The sequence below is a fragment of the Bradyrhizobium erythrophlei genome, assembly GCF_900129505.1.
Lineage (GTDB): Bacteria > Pseudomonadota > Alphaproteobacteria > Rhizobiales > Xanthobacteraceae > Bradyrhizobium > Bradyrhizobium erythrophlei_D.
This window is the reverse complement of record NZ_LT670818.1, coordinates 2662716-2681244: the sequence shown is the minus strand read 5'-3', so window position 1 is coordinate 2681244 and position 18529 is coordinate 2662716. Positions and strand designations below refer to the sequence as shown.

Sequence of the window (18529 nt, the reverse complement as noted above, 5' to 3'; positions counted from 1 at the left end):
GGTTCGAACCTTCTCCACATAGACCAACGCGACAGGTAGTAACCCGGCGGTATGGCGCCGGCAATCCCCCTCCCAAGAGCTAGCCCAATGGCGGCCGCAGGTCTGCTAGGGAGACCGCCCCAGCCGCCGATACAGTTTGGCCGGTCGAGCAACTGGGACGCCACGATGGAGAGTGCCGGTCCGGGCGGGCAATCGCTGCATTAATGTTCTTTTTAGCGAGCAGCGCTGTGTTCTCCGGTGACATGAGCGGGCAAGGTCGGTGGACAGCGACGCAGGTCGCGCGCGTGCTCCAGCGGCTCTGATCTCGGCTCGTCGCCCCAGCTCGAAACGCGAAACGGCTGAACCCAAGAGCGACTTTCCGCGGCCCGGTGTCGGACCTCACGGATTCTATCCGCTACCAAAAGCTGGCCGCTCTGCGTTCAGCCAGCTGCCGCCCATGTGCCGGCTGCGGCCATCACAATGACCAGCGCGATGAAGAAGTAGGTCGAGACCGGTGAAAGCATCCAGGGACTCCGCATGCGATGTCCTCCAAATACAACCTATCGATGTAGAATGACCCCGAATAGTTAACGAAAACCTAATTGTCCCCGCTAATCACCGCCCCATCCCGGCGCCGACTGCCGGTCTGACCGAACTCGCTATCACCGTGCTATCGAGATGGTTGTCCCGGTCAGCCCCCCAAAATCACATCCGACAACCGCAATCTGTGCTCATGCACGGTAGGATCACCAGTGCAACGAACACAAATCAAACCCGTAACCATTGAGCTACAGGCCCGTTGCGAGCGGTGGTGCGAGACGGCCGGCACCGGTTCCGGCCGCGTTTTATCGATCGCCGCGTGGGTTTCGACCGATTCATGGCCCCCGAAAGATCCACTGCCCTAATGTAATCAAGGTTTCTCCTAACTGGCGTCGGAGGCTTTCGATAGCAGAGTGCTGGCCAACAGGAACCTGATGCCGTTAGCTTGGAGACATCACCATGGGGACCGATCTTGTTCCGCTCCTTCCCTCGGATTATGCCGAAGAACCCGATGTGTCGGGTATTTTAAGAGCTTGGGACAGAGCGGAAATTGCATCGCGAATCCTCAAGACGAGTATCTTGTTCGTAACGGCGGGAGCGATCGTGTTCGCGGTTCTGTCGGCGGGAAATCCACTCGTGCTTTTTGCGAAAGCCAGGGCTTCCCTGATTGGCACATCGGCACCCCAGGATGGCACCGGTCAGCTGGCGCCAATAATTCAATCAACCGCTGACCGTCAGGTTTTGCCGCCAACTGCGCCAACTGCAGGGGACGTGCCGAAGGGCGACGAAATGGCTTCCCCGCGTGAAGCTGCCGATCAGAGCCAGACCGAAATCCGTCAGCAGCCAGCCGAAGACTTGCTGAAGCAACTCCAGGCCTGGGCGGCCGAGGAAGATGCACGGGCAAAGGTCGAGCCTGTACAGTCCGTCGAGCCCGTACAGTCTGTAGAGACCGTAAAGCCTGCAGAACCTGTACAGCCTGCAGAAGATTCCCGAACACCGGTTGCGCAAGAGGCCGCACCGCAGATCCGGCACGTGCAAAGGCACCGGCTAATCCATCCTTTACAAAATGCGCGCGCAGAGATCCGGCCCGAGCAAAATGCCCGTGCAAAGGCCCGGCCCGCAAAAAACGCCGGAGCAGATATGCGGCGCACAGCCCCGATCAGGGCAATCCAGCCCCGGCATGATCCTTGAATTGCTCGCGTCGCGAACGTGGCCCCTAAGGGTATCGACTGACTTGTGTCGGGATACGCCCATCTGAAAATCGATGCACCTTTGCCAGTTGCAGAGGTCAAGAAACCGGCCTGGAGCGGATGACCGGCGACGAATGCCGGGTCGTTCGTGACGACGCCCGATGATCGCGTCATCGATAGCTTCCTGATCGACAACGTTTCGGCCTTCGTTCCAAATGCCTCTGGTGAGCATTTCAATCCGCATGTCAGCACCGGCCTCGCGCCAAGCCTGTACCGAGCACCCTGGTTGACCAGATCGGTGAGGCCGGCCTGGAGCTAGGTATCGGGATTATAAGCATGGGGCTCCCCCATGATGGCCGCCAACTCGAACACCTTTTCAGCCCAGCAAGCGAAGGCACGACCTGGTCAAATCACGACTTACGGCAAGGATATTTCACTCTCGGAGATGAGTTGCTCGACGTAATCCCGGTGCAGCGAAATTGGCGATTTGGAGCCGTCGAACAGGACCCGAATGCTGCTATTGAGGCGGCTGGCACCGACAATAGTGCCTTCCTTTTTGGCGAGGCGCGGACTACGGGCCGCGCCGAGCACGCTCATCCTGAACCGCGCCCCTATCGTAATGGGCTTAGCCGATGAGCGATCTTTACTTCGGTTCGAATACCCGGATTCACCGTGACGTTGTTCATTCTTCGACGTGGAGAAACCTCTTGCGACCTGCTCACTCATTTTTGGGCCCTCGCAATCGAATGCTCAGAAATGATGGGAAACGCACGAGAAAAAGCACAATCGCTAAAAACAAAAGTCGACGCATGTCAAGCATGAATGATGAAGTCGCTGGCATGGATGCTCGTCGCTAGGACATTGTGCAGCGTGATCGTTTCGGTGCTCCCCAAAGAAATCACGGTGTCCGCCGGATTTGTGGTGCTTGGCGCCACATTGCTGGCGAGCCAGGCGTTAAGCGTAGCTGCCGTCACGATCGACGACAGCGCGGTCAAATCAATATGGTCATTAATCGTTGAGAAATCCGTAATCGTGTGCGCGCCGGTCGTCTTGTTGAAAACAAACTGATCCGCGCCGCCGCCGCCGGTGAGCGCGTCATTGTTGCCGGTGGCCAAAATCACGTCCTTGCCAGACGTGCCCACCAGCGTCACAGGCGTTGTTGGGCCGGAGGCAAGGTTAAACACAAAATTCACCGTATCGGTTGCGCCGAAGCCGTCGCTGACGGTGAGGGCGACCTTGTCGGTCGAAGGCGGGGTTATGCCGGGATTGTAGGTAATGCCGGTCCCGAGCTCGCTGTTGATCGCGCTCAGAAGGCCGGAGCCAGTCGAAGGCGAAACACCGGTTCCGGAACCGGCGGCGCCGGTTGTCGCCGTCATCGTGAAGGTCTCGGTAGATGCCGCGGCGTCGGAGTCCGAGACCTGCAGGCCCGTTATTGTCATCGTACCATTGCCATTTTGGATAATGGTGAGGCCGCTTGTTGAGATAACCGGCGCTTGATGATTCCAGGTGACGTCGGTTCCACCATGACCGTCGGCTCCGACTGTGAAATCGGCAGGGTTGTAGTTGCCGCCCAGCGCGATGGATCCGGTGCCATAACCGATCTGCAACGGACCGGAATTGCCGACGCTGACACTCGCGGGACTGATGCCGACAAGGTCGATAGTGTCGCCGAAGGCGAAACCGGTCACGGAGCCAGCGAAATGCGCGACGTCGTCGAGCTTGAGCGTGGCCGCGGTGCCCTGAAAGGTGATGATCGACCCGGCAGAGAGCGACGCTGCAAACTCCAGTAACCCTCCGGTGTCTATCGTAAACGAGCCGAGACCTGTGACCCCTGCGGCAACGCCGAGGCTTCCGGATTGAACCTCCACGACCCCTGTATTGGCGAGGCTCAATACGCCCGACGTGGCGATGCCGGATATGCCTGTCGTATCGATGGCCCCGTCGTTGATGAGCTCACTGGTCCCGGTGAAAGTGCTGCTGCCCGCAAGGTTCCAGATAGCTCCGACCTCGTTATGGAATGTTGCATTGCCCGAGCTGACGACGTCTCCCGCGATCATTCCATAATTGTCGATGAAGACCGTGCCGGCAGATGTCGCCAGCGCATCGATGGCCGCCGTCGCACCTGTCACGTACGCATGGTTGGTGACGCTCACGTCGCCGCCATCGTAGCCGAACGCGCCGATACCATAGCGCCCGGCTGTAATGGTTGCTCCAGCCTCGGCAATGATCGTTACGGTGCCTGTGCCATAATTGTCAGCCCGTATGCCGTCAGTTCCGGCAGCTGCCAGGATGGAAGCATAATCGTCGATCGAGACGTTGCCGTGGACGTTGTTGTTCGAAGTATCGGAATTGTTGGGATTATACCCCGCGAGGATGCCCGCCGCCGGATCGCTGTTGGCCGCCGCGGTCGGGATCGTCCCCGAGTTGATTGTGCCGTATGCCAGCACCGAAATTTCGCTGCTGGAGGGGACGGAGATTAAGCTGGTAGACGGGGCCGGAGCCATATTCACAGCCGCGATGCCTGAGCCGCCAGAATGGATGACGGTACCGGCGACCGTGGAGACGTGGATGTCCCCCGTGCCCTCATTATTTGCGTTTATCCCAATGCCATAGCCGTTCCGAACACCGTTGCCGTCCGTGGGGGTCCCCACATCGAGCGCCGTAATCGTTCCAGCAAAATCATTTACGGTGACATTGCCGATACCGTAGGTAAAGGCGCGGATGCCGTCGCCGGCAGCGGCGGTGATATTTGCGAAGTTGTTGACAACGACATCTCCATTTATGGCAGTTAGAGGAAAAGTCGTGGGTAATGTGCCGCCGCCAAGATAACTGGCGGCAATTCCAGCCGGAAGCCTTCCGGTGCCAGTTACAACACTGCCGGAGTTTATCGTCCCGAAGGCGGTGACAACGATTAAACTGCTTGCCGACGCCGGAATCGCTGCAGCTTCGTTGACCGCGTTGATTCCGACACCTCCGGAGTTGATGGTGTCGCCGGACGAGGTAATAACCGAGATGTTCCCGATATCGGTGCTGAACGCCAAAATTCCGATGTTCGACGTCGTGTTGATGGTCGCCCCGGAATAGACGTTGACTGCGACATTGCCCGTCCCGCCGCTCTCGGCATATGCGGCAATGCCGTACTGGGCGCCGGTGATCGTTGTTCCCGCGGAATCGTTGACCGTTACATCTCCGTTCCCATAGTTATAGGCATCGATGCCCCAGCCGGCGGCCGCGGTGATATTGGCAGCGTTGTTGACGATGACGGTGCCGTTTACGCTCGTATTCGCTGCACCGCCGGTTGTCCCGCCCGAATAGCCGGCCTGTATGCCGCCCGGTTGCGAGCCGCTGGAATTAAGGATGGTACCCGAACTGATCGTGCCAGCGGCTGAAACGGTGATCACGGAACCGGCGGCAGGGGCTATTGAGGCAGCCTGGTTGGAGATGTCGATCCCCGTACCTCCGGCCTGAATTACGTTTCCGGAGGTGGTTATGACGGTGACGTCGCCGGGGCCGTAGTTCGACGCTGCAATACCGTATGGCGTCTTACGCCCCGTCGATGTCGACGCCACCAGAGCACTGATGCTGGCCCCAAAACCGAGATCAACCTCAACATTTCCGATACCATAATTGTAGGCGTTGATGCCGTCGCCAGCGGCAGCAACGATGGCCCCGCTATCCTCGACAAGGACATTTCCGGCCACGCTCGCGTTGAACACCGAGGCATTGCCCGGATTGAACCCCGCCAGGATTCCCCCAGGAGTGCTGCCCGAATTGTTGAGGTTCGCGCCGGAATTGATCGCGCCGAGTGCGACGACCGTGACGGTGCTGGCCGCAGCCGCAGAAATAGCTGTCGCCTGATTTGCGGCATTTATTCCCGAACTGCCGGAATTGATCGTCGAGCCAGATGCTGTGGTAACGCTGGTATTCCCCGCCTCATAATTGAACGCGAAAATCCCATACTGTGCGAAGCCCAAAGCGGTGGCGCCGGCTGCAACGGCCGTGATTGTTGCGCCCGAACTGACGGACACCGAGAGATTACCGACTCCGTAATTGAAAGCATCGATGCCCATTCCGGCGGCGGCGTTGATGTTGGCGCTGTCGCTGACGTTGACGTTGCCGGCAACCGCGGATGTTGGCGTCGAGGTTGTTCCTCCGAGAAAGCCGACTACAATTCCTGCCGGTTCGCTGCCGGAAGTATTGGGTGTGCTGCCCGAATTGATGGTGCCTGCGGTCGACACTGAAATCGAACTATTATTAGCCTGCGGAACCGAGGATCCCTGATTTTCAGCGAGAATACCGCTGCTCGCGGAGTTGATGGTAATTCCAGGCAACGTGCTCACGTCCAGGACGCCCAGGGTCGAAATTGCCAGAATCCCGTATGAAGTTGTGCCGGTGATGATTGCGGTCCCGCCGACCACGATATTGAGCGGGCCAACCCCGCTCGTATGGGCGTCAATACCGAATTGGCCACCGGTGACGTTGCCGTAGTCGATGATGTCGGTCGAGCCGGTCGTTGAATTCGTATTGATGCCCTTGCCGCTGGCACCGGTGCCGGACGAAATCGTGCCGGCGTTGATCAGCGCGATGTTGGCTCCGGTCGTCGTAAGATTGACGCCGTTGGAAGAGCCCGAGAGCCCAGAAATGGAGGAGGCCTGGTTGATTTGAACGGTGAGATAATCCGTCGAGGTGCTGTCGGCTGACGTGACGTTGAAGCCGGCGGCGCTTCCTCCAGAAATCGTCTTGTTCGACAGGATGTAGAGTTGTTGCGTTGACGGCGTGAAGGAGAGTGGTCCGGAGGAGCCCGTCAAGGGGACTACCGACGCCGGGACCAGGATGATTTCGTTGCCGGACAGCACGCTGAATGTGTTGCCCGCAAGCGCACCCGCGATCTGATAGGTCAGGGTCTGGCTGTTTGTTTCAGTAACCGTCAGGACCGACCCGTTGATCGCGGCACTGGCCACCGAAACTCCGTTGAGCTCGATGGCGTCTCCGATCGCAAGTCCTGCGATGGTGCCATGGAAATTCGACGGGTTGTCCAGCGTCAGCAAGCCGCTACCGTCGAAAAATGAAACTGTCTGTCCCGCAGCGACCGAGCTTGCGAATTCGAGTTCAGCACGATCACCGATCGTGAACGTTCCGCTGCCGGTGACCGCGCCGCCGATGAAGGCGGCGGCATTCGCCTCGACATTCACGACACTGGATGCAAGGGAGTTGTTGAATGCGAGGGTTCCGGCTGCGGTAAAGAAGCTCGTGCCGAAAATATTGATGGTTCCGGCATTGTTGATCGCGTTGGCGCCGTTGCCGAACCAATTCGATCCGCCGACATTCCAGATACCGCCGCTATTGTTGTTGAAAGTGGCCGTCGCCAGTCCGACGCTGCCCGATATGGTGCCCGTATTGTTGACAGTGAGGCCGCCATTATAGGCTGCTATCGCCAAATTCGAGCCGCCTGTCGCAAGCAAATTCGCCGTGACTGTTCCGGAATTTGTAAAGACCGCGCTTTGGGTGCTGCCGTTATTGATCTGGACGACGGGGCTGTTTACCGAACCGAGCGCCGCAATCGCCCCGGTATTGCTGATCGAGACGATGCCGCTGACGCTGTTGGCGGTACCGGTCCCCGTCCCCACGGATATTCCGACGCCGTTCGCGACCGTTATTGCCCCATGATTGGTGATCGAAACGTTCCCGCCGCCCTGCGCATAGGCAGTTACGCCCGTTAGCCGGGCGGTTATCGCAGAGGAACTCTCGAGGGTGGCCGTCAGATTGCCGGCGCCCCAGTTGTAGAGTCCGATTCCCACCCCGGATGCCGCATTGATGACGGCGCTGTTATCGACAACGACGTTGCCATGCACGTTGCTATTGACCGTATTTACGCCGCCCGGGGTATAACCGGCCCAAATGCCGCCGGGCTGCCCGCCGCCGGTCGACATGTCGAAACCCGAGTTGATGATTCCGAAAGTAGTAACGGATATCTGGCTCGCGGCCGAGGCGCTGGTTGTCTGATTGCCGGCTGAGATTCCGGTACCTCCGGAATTGATCACATCGCCCGTCGACGTCGTGATCGAAATGTTGCCGGCATTGTTCGAACTGGCCACGATTCCGGTCAAACCATAGAGTTTACCCGCGGATATCGTCGCGCCAGTACCAACGTTGACGTTCACGCTTCCTGAGCCGGGACTTAGCGAGTATGCACCGATACCATACTGGGCGCCCGACACCGTGGTGTTGGCCTCATCGGTCACCGTTACGCTTCCATTGCCGTAATTGTAGGCGTCGACGCCCCACCCCGCCGCCGCTGTCACATTGGCAAAGTTGTCGATGACCACCGACCCGTTGACGTTGGTATTGGGAGCTCCGGCATTACCCGGGAAGTACCCAGCGGAAATCCCCTGAGGCTGAGAGCCGCCCGGCGTAAGATGGGTGCCCGAACTGATCGTACCGTTGGCCGTCAGGCTGACGCTCGAAGCCGCTCCGGCGGCAATAGCCGTTGCCAGATTGATCGCCTGAACGCCGGAGGAGCCGGAGTTGACGATGTCGCCGGCGGCGATCGTGACTGCGACGTTGCCGATGCTGTAGCTCGAGGCTGTCACGCCGAATTCATCTTCGGACACGATCGTCGTACCGGCGAGATCGTGGACGGTCACATTGCCGCTGCCGTAGTTGTAAGCTCGGATTCCATCGCCGCCCGCGGCATTGATGTTTGCGGAATTGTTGACGAGAACATTTCCAAAAACCGCAGCGTTGGGTGTAGTCGTCGCCGCCCCTTTGTAACCTGCGAGAATGCCCGCCGGTCGGCTGCTGCTTCCGGTCAGATCTGACCCTGAGTTGATGGTGCCGACTGCTGTGACTGTAATCGAGCTCGTCGTAATTCCACCAACTTGCGGGATCGAAGTTGCCTGGTTGTAAGCGTTGATACCGGCGCTGCCTGACGTGACGATGTCATTCGTCGTCGTCGTTACGGAAATACTTCCCGTACCGTTCGAGGTCGCCTCAATTCCGTAAAACCGGCCGCCGCTGATGAGCGCATTCGGACCGGTGATCACGGTCACATTTCCGTTGCCGTCCGTGAGCGCGTGAATGCCGTCGTAACCACCGCTGATATTTCCGGTTTGCTCGACCGTCACGTCACTGGCGTTCGCGGCGTTCAGGATCTCGGCGACGATGCCGCTATAGGCAGCGCCAGTGCCGGTCACAGCTCCGGAGCCGCCGACCAGAACACTGCCGACGCCGGTCGCGCTTTCCTCGGCGAAAATTCCGCGGCCGGCCTGGCCAATCACGGGCCCGGATGTAGCAACAGCAATGTTGCCAAACGCGTTTTGAATGACGGCAATTCCGTTCGCGGCACCGGTAATGGCTCCGGTTGGCACAACACTTAAATTCGAGGGATTAGCTTGAGTACCCCCCAACGCCGTCAAATCGATGGCGTCGGCAGAAATGGTCGTCACATTCCCGCCGCCACCAATAGCCACCGTGCCGTCCGCAGTCGAAATCGCGTTCACCGTCCCGGTGAAACCTGGCGAAGACCCAAGTACCAGATTGCCGCCCGTTCCGGTGAAATCAACCGTGAAGGCTGCGGCGCCTCCAAGCGAGAGCGTTCCGCCATTCGACACCTGGAGAAAGCCGGCGCTCATGACGAGGGAGAACAAGACAGAAAGCGTGCCTTCGTCCAGAATCGTTGCGTTGGGATCGCTCACCGTGAGCGACTTCACGACGGCCGTTGCGCCGGGAAGAAGCGTAATGGTGTAGGGCGCAGAGCCATAGGGCGTGATCAGCGCATCTGTAGCACTTGACGGAACTGTCCCCGAACTCCAGTTGGCGGCATCGGTCCAGCTTCCGCCGTTCGAATCCGACCATGAGTTCGGGAAAGTGTTAACTGAGAAGTCCGGGCTGCTCCCTGCAGCGCCAGGATTTCCGGCGGTGTCCTGATAGCTGGCCGCGGTGACCTTGACCGACGCATTCGTAATTTGAGTATTGCTACTGCCGGTGAATAACGCGGTCCAATGGGTCGCATCGATCTGCTGGAGGTTGCTGAGCGTTCCACCGGTTGCCGTGGTATCTGCCAGACTGAACCCGATGGGTGCTTCGCTGAATGTGAACGTCACCGCCGCCGTATTATGGCTGGCGGTCACGTTGCTGTTGTCGATACCGATCGCAACGCTTGGCGCGATGGTGTCGACCGTCAGGTTGGTAGTTGTGGTCGCGGTGTTCCCGGCCGCATCCGTTGCAATTGCCGTCACCGCCAGCGTACCCTGACCCGCCGGCGTGACTGACGTGGTCCAGTGCCCGGTGCCGTCCACCGTCACCGCAGCACCGTTCACCGTCAGCGTCGACCCGATCTCCGCGGTGCCGCCGATCTGAATGCCGCCGGCCGCTTCCGCCGCGTTGATGAGATTGTCGCCACCCTCGATGGTGGTGATCGCTACCGCCGGCGCGATGGTATCCACCGTCAGCGTCGTCGAGGTGCTCGACGAGTTGCCGGCTGCATCGGTGGCGATCGCCGTCACCGCCAGCGCCCCCTGGCCCACCGCCGTCACCGATGTGGTCCAATGCCCGGTGCCGTCCACCGTCACCGCAGAGCCGTTCACCGTCAGCGAAGACCCGATCTCGGCAGTGCCGCCGATCTGGATCCCACCGGCCGCTTCCGCCGCGTTGATGATATTGTCGCCACCCTCGATGGTGGTGATCGCAACCGCAGGGGCAATGGTGTCCACCGTCAGATTGGTGGTGGTGGTCGACGAATTGCCCGCTGCATCGGTGGCAATGGCCGTCACCGCCAGTGCGCCCTGGCCCGCCGGCGTCACCGATGTGGTCCAGTGCCCGGTTCCGTCCACCGTCACCGCCGCGCCGTTCACCGTCAGCGAAGATCCGATCTCCGCGGTCCCGCCGATCTGGATGCCACCGGCCGCTTCCGCCGCGTTGATGAGATTGTCGCCACCCTCGATGGTGGTGATTGCAACCGCCGGGGCAATGGTGTCCACCGTCAGCGTCGTCGAGGTGGTCGACGAATTGCCGGCCGCATCCGTTGCAATCGCCGTCACCGCCAGCGCGCCCTGGCCCGCCGGCGTCACCGACGTGGTCCAGTGCCCGGTGCCGTCCACCGTCACCGCCGCGCCGTTCACCGTCAGCGTCGAGCCGATCTCGGCGGTACCGCTGATCTGGATCCCGCCCGCCGCTTCCGCCGCATTGATGAGGTTGTCGCCGCCTTCGATGGTCGTGATCGCAACCGCCGGTGCGATGGTGTCCACCGTCAGGTTGGTGGTGGTGCTCGACGAATTGCCGGCCGCATCGGTCGCCACCGCCGTCACCGCCAGCGCCCCCTGGCCCACCGGCGTGACTGACGTGGTCCAGTGCCCGGTGCCGTCCACCGTCACCGTCGCGCCGTTCACCGTCAGCGTCGAGCCGATCTCGGCGGTGCCGCCGATCTGGATGCCGCCCGCCGCTTCCGCCGCGTTGATGATATTGTCGCCGCCTTCGATGGTCGTGATCGCAACCGCCGGCGCGATGGTGTCGAGCGTAAAGCTGAGTGAGGCCGTACCGGTATTGCCGAAGCCATCGGTCTGGCTCGCCACGATGGTGTGCGGCCCGTCGGCCAGCCCGGTCGGCGTGAACGACCAGTTCCCCTGGGCGTTAGCCGTCACGGTGGTGGCAATCGGGCTGCCGTCGACCGTGAAGTGCACCACGGTGTTGGCGAGCCCCGTCCCCGTCAGCGCATCGTTCGAAGTGATCCTGTCGCTCGACGACGACCCGGTATCGATCGAAAGACTCTCGGTTACGGTCGGACCGATGGTGCTCAGCGTATAGGTCACCGCGCTGCTGGTGCCGGCGTTGCCGGCGGCATCGGTATCGCTCGCGGTCAGCGAGTTGCTGCCATTGGCCAGCGTCACGCTGGCTGACCACAGCCCATTCTGGCCGACCGTCACCGTGGGCAGTTGCAGCAGGCTGCCGTTGTCGAACAGATTTATCGTGGTGCCGGCTTCACCGGTGCCGGAGATCGTCTGCGCGGCCTGGTTGACCGGACCGCCCCCGCTCGTGATTGCAACCGCCGGCGCAATGGTGTCCACCGTCAGATTGGTAGTGGTGGTCGACGAATTGCCGGCCGCATCGGTGGCAATGGCCGTCACCGCCAGCGCGCCCTGGCCCGCCGGCGTCACCGACGTGGTCCAGTGCCCGGTGCCGTCCACCGTCACTGCCGCGCCGTTCACCGTCAGCGTCGAGCCGATCTCGGCGGTGCCGCCGATCTGGATGCCGCCGGCCGCTTCCGCCGCGTTGATGAGGTTGTCGCCGCCTTCGATGGTGGTGATTGCAACCGCGGGCACCGTCGTATCGAGTGTAAAGCTGAGCGAGGCCGTGCCGGTGTTGCCAAAGCCATCGGTCTGGCTGGCCACGATGGTGTGCGGCCCGTCGGCCAGCCCGGTCGGCGTGAACGACCAGTTCCCCTGGGCGTTAGCCGTCACGGTGGTGGCAATCGGGCTGCCGTCGACCGTGAAGTGCACCACGGTGTTGGCGAGCCCCGTCCCGGTCAGCGCATCGTTCGAGGTGATCCTGTCGCTCGACGACGTTCCGCTATCGATCGAAAGACTCTCGGTTACGGTCGGACCAACGGTGCTCAGCGTATAGGTCACCGCGCTGCTGGTGCCGGCGTTGCCGGCGGCATCGGTATCGCTCGCGGTCAGCGAGTTGCTGCCATTGGCCAGCGTCACGCTGGCTGACCACAGGCCGTTCTGGCCGACCGTCACCGTGGGCAGTTGCAGCAGGCTGCCGTTGTCGAACAGATTTATCGTGGTGCCGGCTTCACCGGTGCCGGAGATCGTCTGCGCAGCCTGGTTGACCGGACCGCCCCCGCTCGTGATCGCAACCGCGGGTGCGATGGTGTCCACCGTCAGATTGGTGGTGGTGCTCGACGAATTGCCGGCCGCATCCGTTGCAATCGCCGTCACCGCCAGCGCGCCCTGGCCCGCCGGCGTCACCGACGTGGTCCAGTGCCCGGTGCCGTCCACCGTCACCGCGGCACCATTCACCGTCAGCGTCGACCCGATCTCCGCGGTACCGCCGATCTGGATGCCGCCCGCCGCTTCCGCCGCGTTGATGAGGTTGTCGCCGCCTTCGATGGTCGTGATCGCAACCGCCGGCGCGATGGTGTCGACCGTCAGATTGGTGGTGGTAGTCGAGGAGTTGCCGGCCGCATCGATTGCAATCGCCGTCACCGCCAGCGCCCCCTGGCCCGCCGGCGTGACTGACGTGGTCCAGTGCCCGGTGCCGTCCACCGTCACTGCCGCGCCGTTCACCGTCAGCGTCGAGCCGATCTCGGCGGTGCCGCCGATCTGGATCCCGCCGGCCGCTTCCGCCGCGTTGATGAGGTTGTCGCCGCCTTCGATGGTGGTGATTGCAACCGCGGGCACCGTCGTATCGAGTGTAAAGCTGAGCGAGGCCGTGCCGGTGTTGCCAAAGCCATCGGTCTGGCTGGCCACGATGGTGTGCGGCCCGTCGGCCAGCCCGGTCGGCGTGAACGACCAGTTCCCCTGGGCGTTAGCAGTCACGGTGGTGGCAATCGGGCTGCCGTCGACCGTGAAGTGCACCACGGTGTTGGCGAGCCCCGTCCCGGTCAGCGCATCGTTCGAGGTGATCCTGTCGCTCGACGACGTTCCGCTATCGATCGAAAGACTCTCGGTTACGGTCGGACCAACGGTGCTCAGCGTATAGGTCACCGCGCTGCTGGAGCCGGCGTTGCCGGCGGCATCGGTATCGCTCGCGGTCAGCGAGTTGCTGCCATTGGCCAGCGTCACGCTGGCTGACCACAGGCCGTTCTGGCCGACCGTCACCGTGGGCAGTTGCAGCAGGCTGCCGTTGTCGAACAGATTTATCGTGGTGCCGGCTTCGCCGGTTCCGGAGATCGTCTGCGCAGCCTGGTTGACCGGACCGCCCCCGCTCGTGATCGCAACCGCCGGCGCGATGGTATCCACCGTCAGCGTCGTCGAGGTAGTCGACGAATTGCCGGCCGCATCCGTTGCAATCGCCGTCACCGCCAGCGCACCCTGGCCCGCCGGCGTGACTGACGTCGTCCAGTGCCCGGTGCCGTCCACCGTCACTGCCGCGCCGTTCACCGTCAGCGTCGAGCCGATCTCGGCGGTGCCGCCGATCTGGATCCCGCCGGCCGCTTCCGCCGCGTTGATGAGGTTGTCGCCGCCTTCGATGGTGGTGATTGCAACCGCGGGCACCGTCGTATCGAGTGTAAAGCTGAGCGAGGCCGTGCCGGTGTTGCCAAAGCCATCGGTCTGGCTGGCCACGATGGTGTGCGGCCCGTCGGCCAGCCCGGTCGGCGTGAACGACCAGTTCCCCTGGGCGTTAGCAGTCACGGTGGTGGCAATCGGGCTGCCGTCGACCGTGAAGTGCACCACGGTGTTGGCGAGCCCCGTCCCGGTCAGCGCATCGTTCGAGGTGATCCTGTCGCTCGACGACGTTCCGCTATCGATCGAAAGACTCTCGGTTACGGTCGGACCAACGGTGCTCAGCGTATAGGTCACCGCGCTGCTGGTGCCGGCGTTGCCGGCGGCATCGGTATCGCTCGCGGTCAGCGAGTTGCTGCCATTGGCCAGCGTCACGCTGGCTGACCACAGGCCGTTCTGGCCGACCGTCACCGTGGGCAGTTGCAGCAGGCTGCCGTTGTCGAACAGATTTATCGTGGTGCCGGCTTCACCGGTGCCGGAGATCGTCTGCGCAGCCTGGTTGACCGGACCGCCCCCGCTCGTGATCGCAACCGCGGGTGCGATGGTGTCCACCGTCAGATTGGTGGTGGTGCTCGACGAATTGCCGGCCGCATCCGTTGCAATCGCCGTCACCGCCAGCGCGCCCTGGCCCGCCGGCGTCACCGACGTGGTCCAGTGCCCGGTGCCGTCCACCGTCACCGCGGCACCATTCACCGTCAGCGTCGACCCGATCTCCGCGGTACCGCCGATCTGGATGCCGCCCGCCGCTTCCGCCGCGTTGATGAGGTTGTCGCCGCCTTCGATGGTGGTGATTGCAACCGCGGGCACCGTCGTATCGAGTGTAAAGCTGAGCGAGGCCGTGCCGGTGTTGCCAAAGCCATCGGTCTGGCTGGCCACGATGGTGTGCGGCCCGTCGGCCAGCCCGGTCGGCGTGAACGACCAGTTCCCCTGGGCGTTAGCAGTCACGGTGGTGGCAATCGGGCTGCCGTCGACCGTGAAGTGCACCACGGTGTTGGCGAGCCCCGTCCCGGTCAGCGCATCGTTCGAGGTGATCCTGTCGCTCGACGACGTTCCGCTATCGATCGAAAGACTCTCGGTTACGGTCGGACCAACGGTGCTCAGCGTATAGGTCACCGCGCTGCTGGAGCCGGCGTTGCCGGCGGCATCGGTATCGCTCGCGGTCAGCGAGTTGCTGCCATTGGCCAGCGTCACGCTGGCTGACCACAGGCCGTTCTGGCCGACCGTCACCGTGGGCAGTTGCAGCAGGCTGCCGTTGTCGAACAGATTTATCGTGGTGCCGGCTTCACCGGTGCCGGAGATCGTCTGCGCGGCCTGGTTGACCGGACCGCCCCCGCTCGTGATTGCAACCGCCGGCGCAATGGTGTCGAGCGTGACGCCGAGCGCCGCGGTGGTCGAGCTGTTGCCAAAGCTGTCACTGAACTGCGCCGCAATCTGCTTGCTGCCGTCGGCCCCGAGGTCGCCCGCCGTCACCGTCAGGCTGACGCTGCCGGCGGTGATGTCCGCCGCCGTGACGGTATGCGTCACCGGATGCGCCAGCGGCGAGCCGCCGAGCAGCAGCTGGACCGTATCGCCGGCCACGACCGTCGAACCGAGCGCCACCGTGAACGTCGGCGCCGTCACATTGGTGACGTCGTCGGCATGCGACGTCCCGGAGTCCGACGCCGCCGTCAGGACCGGCGTGCCGCCGGTCGGCGCCGTCGTGCTCAGCGTATAGGTCACCGCGCTGCTGGTGTTGGTATTGCCGGCCGCGTCGGTGACATGGGCGGTCAGCACGTTGCTGCCGCTGCTCAGCGTGACGCTGGCGCTCCAGGTGCCGCCGCTGATGGTGCCGACGCCGACCTGGGTCGTGCCATCGAAGATGGCGATCGTGGTGCCGGCATCGGCGCCGGCGATCGTTCCGGTAAGGCTCAGGCTCGGCTGGTTGGTCGGACCACCGGTGTTGCCGATCGCCACCACGGGGGCGGTGGTGTCGAGCGTGATCACGTCGGCCGACGTGGTCGAGCTGTTGCCCGCCAGATCGGTGAACTGGGCCGTGATCGACTTCGAGCCGTCGGCCCCGAGGTCGCCTGCCGTCACCTTCAGGCTGACGCTGCCGGCGGTGATGTCCGCCGCCGTGACGGTATGCGTCACCGGATGCGCCAGCGGCGAACCGCCGAGCAATAGCTTGACCGTATCGCCCGCCGCAACCGTCGGATTGAGCGCCACCGCGAAGGTCGGCGCGGTCACGTCGGTGATGCCGTCGGTATGCGACGTCCCGGAGTCCGACGCCGCCGTCAGGACCGGCGGGCCGCCGCTCGGCGCCGTGGTGTCGAGCGTGATCGTCAGCGCCGCGGTGGTCGAGCTATTGCCGGCGGTATCGGATACGTTCGCCTTGATGGAGTAGCTGCCGTCGGCCAGCGCCAGCGCCTGTGCCGCCGTCACGTTCACCGACCAGACCCCGCCCGTCACCGTCGCAGCATATGCGTCCTTGACGGCGTTGGTGCTGTCGACGATCGCGATCGTCGCGGCCTGGCCGTTTACAGCCGCGCCGCCGCTGCCAGCCGTGGCCGTGCCGCTGATGGTGACGCCTGCCGCCGCCTCGACCTTGTTGATAATGTTGTCCCCGGCGACCGGGGTCGTGATCGCGATCGTCGGGGCGGCAGTATTCAGCGCAAACACGACAGGCGTGCTGGCCCCGGTGTTGCCGGCCACATCGGTATCCTTGGCCACGATGCTGTGGGTGCCGTTGCCTGACAGCGTCACACTGGTGGACCACGCTCCGCCGCTGCCGACGGCCGCGGTGCCGACCTGCGTGGTGACACCGTTAACGGTGTCGTACAACGTTACTGTTCCTCCGGCCGCAGCCTCGGTCGTGGTTACGTGGCCGGAGATCTTCTGCGTCGGCTGATTGGTTGTCGTGTCGGTGGTGCTGATGGTCACGGTCGGTGGAACCGTGTCCACCGTGATCGTCTGCGTTACCGTGGTCGTCGTACTGCCGGTGGTATCTAATACAGTCGCCTGGATGCTGTAGTTACCGTCGGCCAGCGCCAGCGCCTGCGCTGCCGGCACCTTCACCGACCATGCCCCGTTCGTCACCGTCGTCGTGTAGGTGTATTTGACGACATTCGAGCTGTCGACGATTGCGACCGTCGCCGTCTGGCCGTTCACAGGCACATTGCCAGCGGTCGCCGTGCCGCTGATAATGAAGCCCGCCGATATCGCGCTCTGGTTAATGATGTTGCCCGCGGCAACTGGGCTCGTGATGGCCACAATCGTAGGAAGTGGTTGGATAATCGGAGCTTGGATAAACGGAGCTTGAAGTAAACTGGGGGATTGAGTCGGATTAACACTGGGCGACGATAATGGCGTGACTACAACATTGGGCTCTGTGTCGGCATCCAGATGTTGAGCGGTGCTGACCGGAGTCGTAATAATCTGGGTGCTGTTCGTGTCGCCTGGCGGCGTGCTGCTACCGGCGCTCGCAGATTTGGTCGTTGACTGCGGATTGGCATCCCCTCGCTTACCGTCGGAAGGTGGCGGCGTATTTGGGACCAGCTGCTTGCCAGCATCGTAGGTGCTCAAAACCTGCTGGAAAGCATTAAATTCCTGCCCAACCTGGGCGGCGGTCTTGCTGTTCTCTTGTGCCACAACCTGAAAGTTGGCCGCAGGTGTTAGTGTCAGCGACGGTCCATTGCTCGTCACTGTTCCGATCAAATCCCCCGCCGTGCAGGCCGCCCCGGGCACGCCCGTCGAAACGCATTTGAACACCTGAACCGCGTGAACTTGCCCGTCTTGCTGATCGACGACCGAAATGCCTACCGTTCCGTCGGTGGAGGAAATATCGAGAATGACCGCCGTGCCGCGGATACCGATCGTGGCAACGGGCGTCCCAACTTTCATGTCTCCAGTCTTGGCGACCTGCCCGGCGACGAAACTGGCGGCCCCCTGAACCAGGGTGAACAGAGCTGTGTTCGATGTGCTGGTAGGATCGTAGGTTAGATCATTCAGCATCAACCGCGCATTGGCGGTCAGATTGAATGTCGTGCCGTCGACCAGCACGAGACCGAGCGTCGAGTTGCTGCCGGTCTGCACCACGTCGGTCTGATAGACGGCATCGCCGTTATTGAGTACGATGGTTACGCCGTTGCGTACGATGCTGGCGCTGCCGGTCATCTTGACGACATGACCAACCACTTTGCCGGCCGCTCCTGCTGCCTGGGCGTAGTGTGTGTAGCCTGTTAACGCGTCAATGACATTGGCATCGAGCGGAGCCCCGTCAGGCGAGACGAGCAAAGGTCGCTTGTCGCCGTGAAAATAATCCGGCAACACCACGCGATGCAGGTGATCCGAGATAATCAGATCACTGCCTGACCTAAGATAATCCCCAGAGAAGAGAAGGTGCGCGTCCGGAACTTTGAACGTTCCCGAGTGGCCGTGATCCGGCAACGAGCCGAAATCAAAACGGACGGATTCCACGTCCGACGCGCCGGGTGAAAATCGCCCCGTGTAATTCAATTGGGCCCCCAAAATTAGTTAATAAATTATTTAATAAACATCCTATTACCGGGCGCGGCAGGTCTCCTAATTGCCGCTTTGTAAACAATAACTTAATGGCGC

The 18529-nt window shown here is 62.2% G+C and carries 3 protein-coding genes; 1 reads left to right on the top strand and 2 read right to left on the bottom strand.

Features of this window, described 5'->3' with window-relative positions:
* Window positions 1-978: 978 nt before the first annotated feature.
* The gene (locus B5525_RS12470; protein ID WP_079566275.1) at window positions 979-1710 is read left to right on the top strand and encodes a hypothetical protein; all 732 of its coding nucleotides are present in this window, start codon (window positions 979-981) and stop codon (window positions 1708-1710) included.
* Between the two features lie 416 nt (window positions 1711-2126).
* Here B5525_RS12470 and B5525_RS43825 read toward each other — a convergent pair whose 3' ends face one another.
* A complete protein-coding gene (locus B5525_RS43825) occupies window positions 2127-2435 on the bottom strand; it encodes a hypothetical protein (protein WP_154073177.1) in 309 nt (102 codons plus the stop codon).
* 86 nt (window positions 2436-2521) lie between these two features.
* Window positions 2522-18388, bottom strand: coding sequence for an Ig-like domain-containing protein (locus B5525_RS12460; protein WP_079566273.1), 15867 nt, complete (start codon window positions 18386-18388; stop codon window positions 2522-2524).
* Window positions 18389-18529 lie beyond the last annotated feature (141 nt).